Origin of the sequence: Cellvibrio japonicus Ueda107 (genome assembly GCF_000019225.1) — a bacterium.
Taxonomy (GTDB): Bacteria; Pseudomonadota; Gammaproteobacteria; order Pseudomonadales; family Cellvibrionaceae; genus Cellvibrio; species Cellvibrio japonicus.
In genome coordinates, this window is the sequence record NC_010995.1 from 2,606,863 (window position 1) to 2,620,403 (window position 13,541).

Sequence of the window (13,541 nt, forward strand, 5' to 3'; positions counted from 1 at the left end):
ATTTTTTAAGGAGGTATCATGCCTGTTGAATTTGTCGGTGGGCTTTTCCCACGCAACCAATTAGCCGGCCCCGGCGGCAGTAACCAGGGCGGTATTGACCTTGAATATTTGCGCGACCTGGCACGGGCACACGAGCATGCCGGATTTGACAGTGTACTGACCCTAACCCACGATCCCTTGCTAACAGCCAGTTACGCCGCTGCACATACCGAGCGACTTAAATTTATGATCGCCCACCGCCCGGCACTCATCGCGCCTACCATTGCAGCGCGCGCATTTGCCACAGCCGACCATTACACCGGTGGCGGTCGCCTGCGCCTGCATGCGATTACCGGTATCACCGCGGAACCGGGACACGGGGAATTCCTGCTTGACAAGGATGAGCGCTATGCGCGTACCAGTGAATACCTGGATATTGTCAAACTGGCCTGGACCTCCGATAAACCCTTCGATTACGAAGGCAAATACTTCAACGTCAAAGACGCATTCATTCCATTAAAGCCGTTAACCAAACCACATATTCCTATTTCCCTCGGAGGCTCTTCTGATGCGGCCTACCCGGTGGCTGCACGCCATACCGATCTTTATGCGCTATGGGGTGAACCACTGGCCGATGTCAAAGAACAGATCGGGAAATTACGTGCAGCGGCGCAACAAGCCGGTGTCGAAACACCGCGTGTCAGCTTATCGGTACGCCTGATTATTGGCCCGACGGAAGAATTGGCCTGGAAAAAAGCCCGGGAGATTCAGGCAACCCTGGAAAAAAATTACCAACCTATTGCCGGTCGTGTTCCCGGTACCGGCACCAAGCGCCTGCTTGCGGCAGCTTCACGCGGCGAACGCCACGATAAAGCCCTGTGGTTATCGACCGCCACAGCCGTCGGGGCAACCCACGATTCCACTGCCCTGGTAGGGACACCGGACACCATTGTTGAAGCCCTGCTGGATTACTACGACATAGGTGTTACCACCTTCCTGAATCGCGGTTATGAGCCGCTGTATGACGCCCTGGATTACGGCCGCTGGATTATTCCCGCCGTGCGTGAGGAAGTGAAAAAACGCGAACAACAGGCAGCAAAAAAAAGCGCCTGACAACCCATCCAACATCGGTACTAACAACATTTGCACTAACGAGGTTTACCATGTCTACATCCAATACCGCCCGTGCTATTGATCAGCTGGCACTCAGTGAAGACGTTCTTGCCTTTATCGAAAAAACCCGCGATGAAGCCAGCCTGGCATTCCAGGTTTTCCGCGAAACCAACACCATTACCGCCAACGGTACGGTTGGTTTCGTCGAGCGGATACCCGGCCATGAACTGCTGGTTGAGCTGGGCGATTACACCCTGGTGGGCGCGCGTGCCGGTATTCAAACCGACCGCTGGAGTTTATTCCTGTTTGCCAACAACCTGACTAACACCCTGGCTAAAACCTCATCCGGCAATGTACTGGGAGGCTCAATTGAAGCCATTACCAGCGCGCCGCCGCGCACCCTGGGAATTAACCTCAACACCCAATTCTAGGCTCCACTCCCCTCGTGCCGGGAACATTTCCCTCCCGGCACGCCCTGCAGGGCAGGCCTCCAGCGCATATTCCACCAAACTCTATAGCTATAACTTTTACCGGAATAAGCTAAGAAAAAATCAGTATTTCTCGTTATAAATCGCGCTGATTAGTATGGCCCCGCTGTCGGCTAATCAGTCATCCCGCAGCACGAGTTAAGACGCGAACTGAACGCGCTACCTCTAATAACCCTTGAGCTTGCATAAAACACACACCACTGACCGGGCAACCGGACGTGACGTTAATCTGGAGATAACTATGTCATCTAATTTATTGTCGCGGTCAAATGGATCCTTGGGTAACCAGCATTCATTCGCTCGCAAAACCTTACCTGCCACTATCGGTATTGTTCTCAGCCTGCTCGCCGCACACCAGGCATCTGCCAATACAGCGGGATTGAATTTCTACGGCCGTGCCAACGTCTCTGCTGACTTCCTGGACAATGGTACAGACAGTGACCTCAACGTCTCCAGTAACTCCAGCCGCATCGGTGTACGCGCCAGTACCGACATTGCGGAAGGATTGAAAGGCCTGCTCCAGGTAGAGACCCAGATCAATTACGACAATGGCAGTGGCAACCTGGCCAACCGCGATACGTTCATCGGCCTTGAAGGCGGTTTTGGTCGCGTACGCCTTGGCCAGATTGATACACCACTTAAACAAATTCGCTCTGCCGTCGATTTCTTTGGCGACCAGATCGGTGACCTGCGCAACGTAACCCGCCTTAACGGCAGCACCGGCGCACCTTACACCAGCCAGGATTTCGATGCGCGTTTCAGAAACGGGGTTTACTACAACACCCCGGCATTTGGTGGCGGTTTTGTATTCAACCTGCACTACACGCCACAAGTGAACGAAGGCGCTAACCTGGAAGAAGATACCGCGGCCTACAGCACCTCTCTTACTTACGAAGCGGGCAACCTGTATTTCTCTGTTGCCACTGAGCAATGGGAAACGACCAATGACTCCAACGCCCTGCGCGTCGGTGCCCGTTACAAATTCACCAACCTGACATTGAGCGGCCTGTTCCAGCAAGCCACCATCAAAAACCAGGCGCTTGAAGAAGATGTACAAACCTTTGGTATCGGTGCCAGCTACAAGCTGTCATCCACCTGGGTTGCCAAAGGCCAGATTTATACCCTGGACCCCAAAGACCGGGATGACAGTGGTACTACCCTGGCTGTAGTCGGTGCCGATTACATCCTGAGCAACCAGTTCCGTTTGTTATTCGCCTATGCACAGGCTGATAACGATGAACTGGCGCGTTACCGTATTACCGGTGGTGGCGGTTATGGCGATGCAGTTGCCACTACAGTTGGTGAAACGGCAAGCGGCTTCTCCCTGGGCCTGCGTTACGATTTCTAAGTAGAATTGCTTCGCACATTCTGCGGTGTAAGTAACAAGGGGTGGGCCAATAAAAGCCTGCCTCTTGTTTTTTTGCAGGTGCGCTAACAAGGTCGCGGACACACGCCAATGTTGTACGACTACAGAGAACCACTGGAGATTGCCATGCATTTGCTCGGCGCCCTGGTTGCCGGTGGCGTTATCGGGCTTGAGCGCAGCTATCACGGACGACCTGCCGGTTTTCGCACACATACCCTGGTGTGCCTTGCATCCAGCCTGTTGATGACACTGACCTTCTATCAATCCAGCTGGCTGCCGGATGTCCCGCTCAATACCGTCAGGGCCGACCCGGCACGGATGGCTCAAGGCATCATGACCGGCATAGGTTTTCTCGGGGCCGGGGTTATTTTCAAAGAGGGATTGAGTGTTCGCGGACTGACGACTGCCGCCTCTATCTGGATTACCGCGGCGATTGGCATCCTGATTGGCGTCGGCTTTTATTTTCCGGCAGGTGTTGCAGTGATCCTTACCCTGGGCACACTGTCGCTGTTTCGCCTTATCGAAGCCAGGATGCCCAGTCAATCCTATGTCCATCACCAGATCAGTTTTGCGCGCAACCACATCATGCCCGAAACCGAATTAATTACCCTGCTTAACCGACAGGGTTTTACGGTATCCAATATCAGCTATCGCATTAATGGTGACAGTCAATTCGAATACCGCATGGTGTTGCAAACCCGCAACCTCGCCAACGTATCCCACCTGGCCAATATGTGGCGACAAGATACCAGTGTCCGTGAATTCCGTATTTCTCCAACGGGAGACTAGGCCATAGCGGTTTACGCGTGGCCGTTTCGTTATAAGCAAGGTCTAAATCGATATTTTGAACCGGTGCTGTCCCTCTTTATGATGCCAGGGTGTTTATTGTTTTGTTACAGAGTGGATCATTAAGCCCATGTGTCAATTGCTGGGAATGAGTTGCCGAGAACCCGCCACCATCAACTTTTCGCTGGAAGGGTTCCAGGCCCGTGGCGGCCTGACTGACGAGCATAAAGATGGTTGGGGCATTGCCTTTTTTGAAACCGATTCAGCGCATAATCGCTGCCGGATTTTTCTCGACCACCAACCCGCGGCTAATTCAGCCCTGCTTGATAACATCAAAGCGCAGCAGATTAAATCGCGCCTTATCCTGGCACATATCCGCAAGGCAACCTTTGGCGATGTCAGCCTGCGCAACTGCCATCCATTCCAGCGCGAGCTCTGGGGCCAGACCTGGGTGTTCTCACACAATGGCGACCTACACAATTTTCATCCGCTGTTGAGCGGTCGCTATCTTCCTGTGGGCGAAACAGACAGTGAACGCGCCTTCTGTTATTTGCTGGAACGACTGGAACAGTATTTTCCGCAGGCAACCGCACAAAAACCGCCGGATTATCGGGCGATCTACCAGGCCCTGCGCGCCTTGAGCCAGGAAATTGCCGCCTTTGGCACCTTCAATATGATGCTGTCCAACGGCGACCTGCTGTTTACCCACTGCTCCACCCATTTGGCGTATGTGGAGCGCCGCTATCCTTTTACACGGGTCACCCTGGTCGATAGTGAAACCAGCCTGGACTTGAGTGCGCACAATTCACCTGCAGACCAGATGATTGTGATTGCCACCAAACCGCTGACGCGCGACGAAACCTGGACCTGCTATCAACCGGGTGAAAGTTTACTGTTTCGCGCCGGTTCAGCGGTGGCAGGTAGCCATCGCTACCCGCTTTCACCTACAACAGAACAATCCATGGAACAATCTACGCAACCCTCTTTAACACTGCACACCGGCTACCCTGCTGTCACCATAAATTGGGCAATGGCATGAGTGTTATTGGCAGGCGACTGACACACAGGTCAGTCAGCACCTTTGCGATGCCCTGTATCGAATAACACAATATTGCCGTTGGCACTGACCGCAATCAATTGCTGGTTTACCCATATGGGAGATGCCACAAAAGCCCCCAGAGCCTTGACCTGCTCCACCGCCGCCTGCATTTGCACATCGGGAGCAAATAATTTTTCACTGCGCAATTTACCGGTGTGGTTATCCACAATATCGTTAATATCCCGACGTCCTTCCACCGTCTGGTAATACCACTGCTCCTGGCCGGTATTCTTGTCATAGGCATAGATTTCACCGGCCATAGTTGCGGCAAAGACATAGCGGTTTTCAGCAATGACCGGCGACGCATAGGTCCATAAACGGGTATTTTTGCGGTATTTCTCCTGGCCGGTTTTTTTATCCAGCGCGAGGAATAAACCGGTATCGGATGTGCCCAGGTAAACCTGTTTATCATCGATAGCCGCACTGCTGAGTACCCAGCTGCTGGCGGCATCGTATTTCCAGGCAAGGCTGCCATCGGTTAAACGCAGCGCATAAAAGAAACCATCGCGCGCGCCGATATAAACCCGCTGCGAATCGACGCGCGGCGAGGCGGTGAAGCCCTGCATGGCACTGTATTGCGGATCAGTCCCACCCTGGAATTGCCAGCGCTCGCTGCCCGTTTGTGCATCCAGGGCGTAGAGTTTGGTCTCCCAGTTGCCAATCAAAATATTTCCGCCGGCATACACAGGAGATGAGTGTACCGGCGCACCGGTATTAAAACGCCAGCGCTGATCGCCTGTAGCAGCATCCAGTGCATAGACGTGATGATCGCTGCTGCCGACATACAGGGTGCCGTCGATGACCAGGGGCGACGAGCCATAAAAATCCCAGGGATCGGGCACAGGCCCGGCGCTGGCGGGATAGCCATAGCCGCCAATAGCCGCAAAACGCTGTTCACCGCCAGTGGCAAATCGCCACAGGAGTTTTCCGCTGTGCTGCTCCAATGCGTAGACAAAACCATCACGGCTTAAAAAATGCACTCGCCCATCGGCAACAACAGGGGTAGACACTATGGCGGCCTCAGTGTGATACAACCATTGCAGGCGCCGCGCCTTTACGTCAAAGGCGTAGAGATTGCCATTTTCTGCCGCTACCCACAGTTGTTCACCCACCACCACCGGTGTTGCCGATACAGGTGCATATAGCGGGTAAGTCCAGCGCTGGGTTAATTTGCGCACATCGACCGTTTTATCCGCGTGCTTTTTGCCCACAGGCGATGACCCGACAGAGGCTGTCGTGCTACAGGCACTGGCGGCCATCAGCAGGGAAACAAACAGGGATGAATAAAAACGGGGACGAACATGGATAGATCTATGAAATAGCTTCATCGCAAAAGGCTCCTGGTGGTAAATACCCACTCAGGCTAGGCAGTTGCGCAGGCGGTGACTAATTAAGCCTTATTAATTTGTTTGAACCGGTTTTTGCAAACGCGTGACCAGGGTGCGAAAGCGCGGCTCATCACTCAGTGTGCTATAGGCCGGGTCAACGGCAATCCACAGCAGCGGCACTTGCGGCAGGGCCGCCGCCTGCTCCAGAAATTCCAGTGCCTGGGTTGTTTCACCAGCGGCCAGGGCATAGCGCGCCCAGGACAGGGGTGGCAGGTATTGGCCTAAATCGGCAGTGTCGCGCGTCTCTAGTAACCAGCGATTAACACCGGACAATCCCGCTTCGGCAAAGGCTGCTTGCACCGCTTGCAGTTTGTCGTCATCAAAACCGGCATCGGCCATTAACCACTGCCAATGGGCGAAGGACTCTTCTTCGCGCCCCATGCTGGCAAGTACACGCTGGGCAGATACGTGGTAATAGCGATCATCGGGTTCGGCCCGGGTGATGCGTTGCAGCTCTGCCCAGGCCAGATCCTGGCGCCGGTTCATTTGATAGATCCACACCACCATGGGTACCGAATAGTTGAGCGGATTATGCTGGCGCGCCAGGTCCATCAGCGCCAGGGATTCCTCAAAACGCCCCTGGGCAAGCCGCAGCTGGGCCAATTGCATCGGCGCCGTATCGCCCTCCGGTGCCAGGGCCATGGCGCGCTGGTAATTGGCCTCCGCCGTCAGGGTGTCGCGCCGACACCAGAAATACGCATTGCCGCGCTCGCGCCAGGCATCAACCAGGGATGAATCTATCTGGATCGCTTTATCGAGCAGCCCGATGACTTCGTCGCAGTGTGCGGGCTGGGCCAGCTGTTCCCCCAACAACCACATCTTGGCCTGGGCGATACCCAGGTAGGCGGCTGCCGTCCGCGGCTGGAGTTTAAGCACCTGCCTGAAACTGCCGATGGCCTGGCGCCAGCCCTCCGCCTGGCCACTGGCCAGTTGGGTGCCCGCCAGGACCAGGAGTTCATCCGGGGACGATACCGGCTTTTTTTCATCGCGGGCATACCAGGCTGTCAGCAACACCAGGCACGCAAGCAGGATAGGAATCCACAGTCCGGGAGACCTGGGGAATCGTCGGTGGGGATACCCGCGCTCCGCTATAACCGGGTTTAACGGAGCTGCTTCAGGGACAGGGGCTGGTGTGGCAGGAGCTTCTTCAACTGGTGCGGCGGAGGCAATAAATTGGTAGCCCACACCGGGAATGGTTTTGATATAGCGCGGACTGCGCGGATTATCCCCCAGCGCCTTGCGCAAATGACTGATTGCCACCGCCAGGCTGTCGTCGTTAACCACCTTGCCCTGCCAGATGGTGGCCAGGATACGCTCCTTTTCCAAGACCTCACCGGGATGGTCGATAAACATCAGCAGCAGAGCCACCAGGCGATGCTCCAGCTCTACCCGCTGGTCGCCGGAACTCAGGCTGTTGCTGTGCACACACAGGCGCCAGCTATCAATTGCAAAGACTTTCGCCGGGTGTTTGGGAAGATAGGTTTTGAGCGGGGATGCGCTGGTCTGGGACATGGGCCGATGGAATCCTGGGCAACAGGCGCACGACCTTAATCGCCCCTGTGTCCATTTGTCCAGCCATTGGGAGATTAAAGGCCCTTAAGAATCCTTAAGTCCCCCTGGTATTGGGTCCGCGGAGTTTAGCCACCGGTTTAAGCAGTTGCCGATTGCGCCAGGAGGGATTCCATGGCCAGCGCCAGTTTGACATCCAGATCACTGACCTGGTTACCCAGGCTGAAGGTGGTCAGGCGGATTTCCACACGGTTATAGGTATTGCACCAATGGGGATGGTGGTCCAGCCGGGACACAACCACCGCCGCTTGCCGCATAAAATCCATGGCCAGCTCAAAACTGCTGAACGTGTGAAAGCGACAAAGCTCGCGCTTAAGCCCCTGGCTGGATTTGATATCGGTAGTCTCAAGGATTTGCCAATCGGAAAGCTGGGCCAGGGCGGCAAGTTCCTGCTCCCGTGTTAACAACTCGGCACTACTGCTCATGATTCACCTCAATAACGGATAGGTTAAACGCCACACCCTCTGCCTGATGATTCGCAAACGAGATTTATCATACTCCTTCCCCAACCAGGAGCCCAAGTTCCCCCTGTGCAAGTCCGGGGCTCTGGCATAAAAAAGCCCACTCAAGGAGTGGGCCAGGCAGGTTTCAAACACAAGATCATCAAAAGGTTATTGGCAAACTGCACCGATGATCACGGATACAGAAATGCGAAAAGTACGGCTACCGAACCACATCACCTCTCCCTTCACGGGTATGTGGCTCGATAGCCGCAAAAAACTCGCCCATGGGCAAGGCATCAGCCTCACCAAACACCGATTCGTCACGCAGATACAGCTTGATTGCCAACCGGAGAGAGGGTGCCGGGCAACTCACACCGCTCGTTTGAACAGCTCAATCGCTTTCTTATTTTTATATACGGCATTGATTTTACTGATTAAATCATACTGATCATACTAGATGATCAAACCCAGATCACAAAACACTGATTTGTTATAGTCAAAATAACAATTAAAACTTATGGTTATCAGATAAACCGAAGGAAAGGCGATCAGGAAAGGAATAGAGGAAGGTAATCGCGGAGCCTATCAGGCCCCGGCGTAGATCTCGCGCACCAACTCACCCATGATCCTTGCCCCCTGCTCCACACGGGTTTCATCCTGGCAATAGGTTACCCGGATACATTCATGGCAGTGGCGCCAATCATCCTCCAGTCCGGGAAAGAAATGGTGTCCGGATACCACCAGCACACCGCGTGCCTTGAGCCGCTCATACAGCTGCTGGCTGCTGATCGGTAAATCCTTAAACCACAGCCAGAGGAAAATCGCCCCTTCGGGTTTGTGGATAGATACCGGTAAATCGCCCAGGTGTCGCTTGAAACAAGCCACGGCCGATTCCATGCGCTGGCGATAGAAAGGAGCAACCTGTGTACGGCTCAGGGGCAAGACCTGGTCATCGAGTAATAACTGGTGCAACAGGGCCGGCCCGAAATTGCCACAGGCGAGGTTGAGGATGGTATTGGCACGGGCAAAGGCCTGGATTAACTCGGGGCGGGCAACCACAATCCCGGTTCGCGCCCCCGGCAGGCCAAGCTTGGACAAGCTCAGCACCAGCACCGTATTGTCGTTCCAGGTTGGAGTGGCATGGGCGAACAGGATATTGGGGAAAGGTGTCCCATAAGCCCCATCCACAATAAACGGCACCCGGTGCTCGCGCGCCAGGGCATCCAGCCTGGCCATTTCATCGTCGCTGATGACATTGCCGGTGGGATTGGTCGGGCGGGATACGCACAGGGCTCCGGTATTGGATGTGATGCGCAGTTGGGTAAAGTCCACATGGTATTTAAAGAAGCCATCGGGTAATGCTTCGATACTCGGACGCGTCGCCAGAAAGGTATCGCCCTGGATTCCCTGGTCGCTATACCCCAGGTATTCGGGCGTTAGCGGTAACTGGATACGCTTGCGTGCCCCCTCGGCATAATCGCCGGAAAACAAATTGAACAGGATAAAAAAAGCTGACTGGCTGCCATTGGATAAGGCGATATTGTCGCGCGTGAGCGGCCAGCCATATTCCCTGGCCAGCAGCTTCGCCAGGGCATCCAACACCTGGGTATCGCCCTGGGGAGCCTGGTAAACCCCCAGCAATTGGTGAGCCCGCAGCGGATCTTGCAGGACTTTTGCCAATGCCTGCTCAAACACCTGCTCCATTGCCGGAATACGCGCCGGGTTACCGCCTCCCATAAAAATCATATCCGGGTTAACGCGCAGCGCCTCCCCAAGATCATCCATCAGGGTGACTATGCCAGCCTCTGTGCAGAGTTTTTGACCAAAGCGGGAAAACTGCATGGCGCCTCGCAGAATAGGGGGTACCCCAAAAAGGCGCGGATTATACGACAGACAGGGACAACACCCGCGTTAAATAAGCCCGAACTTCTTCAGCGTTTCTTCCAACTTTTCGGGGTTGACCGGCTTGCGGATAAAGTCCATCGCCCCCAGGGCAGTGACGCGCGCATGGGCTTCGGGTTGAACATCGCCGGAAATCACAATCACCATGGTATCAAGGCCTTCGTTTTTTACGGCCTCCAATACCTGGTAACCGTCCATATCGGGCATGGTCAGGTCGAGGAACACCATTTCCCCCTTGCCAGCGCGAATAGCCTGCAAGCCTTCCACACCATTGGTTGCAAAGGTGATATCAACATCCCAGTCTGGAGGCAGTGAGCGCGCTACCTGCTTGCGCGCCATCATGGAGTCATCACAGATCAACAGGGGTATGGTCATAAGGTGTTCAGTTGGGTTGATATCTTCACTGTGGTTTTATACCCCCTGGCTTCAACCGGGGTCTTGCCTGAGTATAGCCACAGATTAAACAAGGGTAAGATTTTTCACAGAAATTAACGCGCCAATGGCGGTGCATTATCAAGTGCTTGATTTACTGCAAAAAATGCCGATAACGTCAGATCCCAGGACTGGGCACGGGCATTATCCACTGCCCCCAATACCTGTTCGCTGGCCTGCCCCCAGGGCAATTCGCGGGTTAACTCATCCACACCGGGCCAATCGGGACGCTGGCCAATCCATTCCGCCAGCGTACTCAGCGTCAAAAGGCTCAGGTCGTAGCACAATACAAAATCACCCTGTTGGGTCTGGGCGATAACGTGCCGGCCCAGCAAACGCTTGCTCAGTCGCTGCCATTGCTGAGTGGATAAACCCAACAGCAATATTTGCCATTCACTCATGCTCTGGCCGCGCAAGGAGGCCTGGTGCAGGTGCCAAATCACCAGCAAACTGGCAAACACATCGGGATAGGCACGGTCGCGCAAACCGATCTGATAGAACTTGATGCTGTGGACAAATACAGCGCCGCCCAGAATCACCATCCAGGTCATATTCACCCACAACAGGAACAGCGGTAAGGCAGCAAAGGCCCCATAGACCAGGGTGAAGGACGAATGGCTGACAATCCAGGCAAAGATGGCCTTGAGAGCCTGGAACGCTATCGTCGTTAGCAAACCGCCAACCAGGGCGTGGCGTGTCGGCACCTTGCAATTGGGGACAGCAACAAACAACAGGGTGAAGGCCGCCCAATTCAACAACCAGGGCACATACTGGAAGACCAGCTCCAGTACCCCCAGGCTATCGTAAGACCCCACTAACAAGCGGAAGGATGTCAGGTAGGTACTCATCGCCAGGGCGACACCCAATAGCAGTGGCCCCAGGCTCAGGATGGCCCAGTACAGCAGGAAGTTGGCAATCCCGCGGCGCCCCTGGGCAACACCCCAGATAGCGTTAAAGTTCTTCTCGATATTCTTCAGCATCAAATAAGCCGATACCACCAGGAATACCCCGCCCAGCCAGGTTAGCTGGCGCGCCTGGGCAGAAAAGTTTTTGAGGTAGCGACTGATATCCTGCTCGTTGTTGGGGAGTACATGGGTAAAGATCAGGTTTTGCAATTGATCGCCCAGGTGCTGGAATGCGGGGATGATGGAAAACATGGCATAGGTCACCGTCATCATGGGAACGGTGGCGAAAAGCGTCATATAGGTCAGGGATGCCGCACTCTTTTGGCAAGCCTTGGCCTGATACTGCTGAACAATCAAATACAAAAAGCCCTTGAGCCAGTTCAACTGTTGCAGGAAACCTTGCTTGAAGTCCGTAACCGGGGTCGATAAAGCCATGGGAATGACATTCCTTAATAGTCAGGGAGAGTCTAGCCGCTATAATCAGCGCCCGACTGTTGTAAAACCAATTTTTGTAAAACCACAATCCGGGGCAAACACACGCCCACAGCGCTTGCGAGTTATTGAATGATCACACTCTACCACAACCCCCGCTGCTCAAAATCCCGCGATGCCCTGGCGCTGTTGCGCGCTAAAGGACAGGAGCCCGAGATAGTGCTCTACCTGGAAACCCCACCTACAGCCAAACAGCTCAAAGCCCTGTTGAAAAAACTGGGGATCAGCGCACGCGAGTTGCTGCGCAAGGGTGAAGATGCCTACCAGGAACTTAACCTGTCAGCCCCCGGCTTGAGTGAAACCGCGTTGATTGAGGCCATGGTCAGCAACCCCAGGCTGATTGAACGCCCTATTGCCATCACCGGAGACAAGGCGGTGATCGGCCGCCCCCCCGAAAACGTTTTGTCGCTGGTATAAGCGGAGTATTTTATGTCAGCCACTACCCCATACATCCTTATCCTCTACTACAGCCGCACCGGTTCTACCCTGGCCATGGCGCAACAGATCGCGCGCGGTGTCGAACAGGTGACCGGTATCGAAGCCCGTTTGCGCACGGTACCTGCCGTCTCACCGGTGACAGAGGCAAGTGAGCCAGCAATTCCCCCGTCGGGCGCGCTGTATTGCAGTGAAGATGACCTCAAGCAATGTGCCGGCCTGATCCTGGGCAGCCCTACCCGCTTTGGCAACATGGCAGCGCCGCTTAAGTATTTCCTCGATAACACCTCCAGCCTATGGCTCAATGGGGATTTGATTGACAAGCCAGCAGCGGTGTTCACCTCAACCTCCACCCTGCATGGCGGCCAGGAGTCCACCCTGTTGAGTATGATGATCCCCCTGCTCCACCAGGGCATGGTGCTGGCAGGCATTCCCTACAGTGAAGCCGGTTTGCACCACACCCGCACCGGCGGAACACCTTACGGCGCATCCCACCTGGCCAGCCAAACCCAGGGCAGCAGGCTCAGTGACGATGAAACCGGCCTGTGCCAGGCACTGGGTAAACGCATTGCACGCCTGGCCCTTGCGCTGTCCCGGCAGCCAGGATAAATCCCATTCAACCTGAAGAAGATATACGCATGACTGATATTCGCGAACCACAGGCTTCGAGTAGCGACCCCCCCCCCCTGGTGATTAGCCTGGAACAGGCACAGGTCATTTATCGCAAACTGCAAATAGGCCGCTGGATAGCCTGGCTGAGCTATGCCGGCCTGCTGGTGTTGTTTACCTTATTGAATCTGTTGCGCGACACCGGCAGTGTTAAATTCTGGCTGGTGCAAGTCATTCCGCTGTTAATTTTTATTCCCGGCCTGATACGCAATACCCATCGCACCTACAGCTGGTTGTGTTTTGTGGTGCTGATTTATTTTGTGGCCATCATCCCTATCCTCATGGGCCGCGGCTGGTGGAGTGACTGGTTCATTACCCTGCTCACCACCAGCCTGTTCCTCAGTGCCATGATGACCAGTCGCTGGTTGCAGTATTGGAATTACTACCTGGCCACCAAAGACAAGCCACCGGTCAATACCTAACCTTTTCCAGCAAAACATGTACTCAAAAATACTCACTTAACAAAAACACACAC

Annotated in this window: 14 protein-coding genes; 8 read left to right on the forward strand and 6 right to left on the reverse strand. The window is 54.6% G+C overall.

Annotated elements, in window-relative coordinates; all coding sequences use genetic code 11:
• Positions 1–18 precede the first annotated feature (18 nt).
• The 5 genes from CJA_RS10990 (at position 19) to CJA_RS11010 (ending at position 4,771) form a co-directional block, all read left to right on the forward strand.
• Positions 19–1,092, forward strand: a complete 1,074-nt coding sequence (locus CJA_RS10990) for an LLM class flavin-dependent oxidoreductase (RefSeq protein WP_012487871.1) — start codon at positions 19–21, stop codon at positions 1,090–1,092.
• Between the two features lie 50 nt (positions 1,093–1,142).
• Complete coding sequence (locus CJA_RS10995; protein WP_012487872.1) at positions 1,143–1,523, forward strand: TonB-dependent receptor; 381 nt, start codon at positions 1,143–1,145, stop codon at positions 1,521–1,523.
• Positions 1,524–1,821: 298 nt separating this feature from the next.
• Complete coding sequence (locus CJA_RS11000; RefSeq protein WP_012487873.1) at positions 1,822–2,928, forward strand: porin; 1,107 nt, start codon at positions 1,822–1,824, stop codon at positions 2,926–2,928.
• A 108-nt stretch (positions 2,929–3,036) separates the two neighbouring features.
• Entirely contained in the window at positions 3,037–3,735 is a 699-nt protein-coding gene (locus tag CJA_RS11005) for an MgtC/SapB family protein (RefSeq protein ID WP_012487874.1), read from the forward strand.
• Between the two features lie 127 nt (positions 3,736–3,862).
• Complete coding sequence (locus tag CJA_RS11010) at positions 3,863–4,771, forward strand: class II glutamine amidotransferase (RefSeq protein WP_012487875.1); 909 nt, start codon at positions 3,863–3,865, stop codon at positions 4,769–4,771.
• Positions 4,772–4,800: 29 nt separating this feature from the next.
• Here CJA_RS11010 and CJA_RS11015 read toward each other — a convergent pair whose 3' ends face one another.
• The 6 genes from CJA_RS11015 to CJA_RS11040 form a co-directional block, all read right to left on the reverse strand.
• Complete coding sequence (locus tag CJA_RS11015; RefSeq protein WP_012487876.1) at positions 4,801–6,159, reverse strand: outer membrane protein assembly factor BamB family protein; 1,359 nt, start codon at positions 6,157–6,159, stop codon at positions 4,801–4,803.
• A gap of 72 nt (positions 6,160–6,231) precedes the next feature.
• Positions 6,232–7,731, reverse strand: a complete 1,500-nt coding sequence (locus CJA_RS18695) for a winged helix-turn-helix domain-containing protein (protein ID WP_012487877.1) — start codon at positions 7,729–7,731, stop codon at positions 6,232–6,234.
• Between the two features lie 137 nt (positions 7,732–7,868).
• The gene (locus CJA_RS11025) at positions 7,869–8,213 is read right to left on the reverse strand and encodes a 4a-hydroxytetrahydrobiopterin dehydratase (protein ID WP_012487878.1); all 345 of its coding nucleotides are present in this window, start codon (positions 8,211–8,213) and stop codon (positions 7,869–7,871) included.
• 603 nt (positions 8,214–8,816) lie between these two features.
• Positions 8,817–10,073 (reverse strand): valine--pyruvate transaminase, encoded by a 1,257-nt coding sequence (locus tag CJA_RS11030; RefSeq protein ID WP_012487880.1) that lies wholly within the window; start codon positions 10,071–10,073, stop codon positions 8,817–8,819.
• Between the two features lie 69 nt (positions 10,074–10,142).
• Entirely contained in the window at positions 10,143–10,508 is a 366-nt protein-coding gene (locus tag CJA_RS11035; protein WP_012487881.1) for a response regulator, read from the reverse strand.
• A gap of 113 nt (positions 10,509–10,621) precedes the next feature.
• Positions 10,622–11,905 (reverse strand): YihY family inner membrane protein, encoded by a 1,284-nt coding sequence (locus CJA_RS11040; RefSeq protein ID WP_012487882.1) that lies wholly within the window; start codon positions 11,903–11,905, stop codon positions 10,622–10,624.
• 129 nt (positions 11,906–12,034) lie between these two features.
• On the opposite strand from CJA_RS11040, the gene arsC reads away from it, so the two are divergent.
• The 3 genes from arsC to CJA_RS11055 are packed head-to-tail and all read left to right on the forward strand — an operon-like array spanning position 12,035 to position 13,488.
• Positions 12,035–12,379, forward strand: a complete 345-nt coding sequence (arsC, locus tag CJA_RS11045) for an arsenate reductase (glutaredoxin) (RefSeq protein WP_012487883.1) — start codon at positions 12,035–12,037, stop codon at positions 12,377–12,379.
• A gap of 12 nt (positions 12,380–12,391) precedes the next feature.
• Positions 12,392–13,006, forward strand: a complete 615-nt coding sequence (gene wrbA / locus CJA_RS11050; RefSeq protein ID WP_012487884.1) for an NAD(P)H:quinone oxidoreductase — start codon at positions 12,392–12,394, stop codon at positions 13,004–13,006.
• A gap of 29 nt (positions 13,007–13,035) precedes the next feature.
• A complete protein-coding gene (locus CJA_RS11055) occupies positions 13,036–13,488 on the forward strand; it encodes a DUF2069 domain-containing protein (protein ID WP_012487885.1) in 453 nt (150 codons plus the stop codon).
• Positions 13,489–13,541 lie beyond the last annotated feature (53 nt).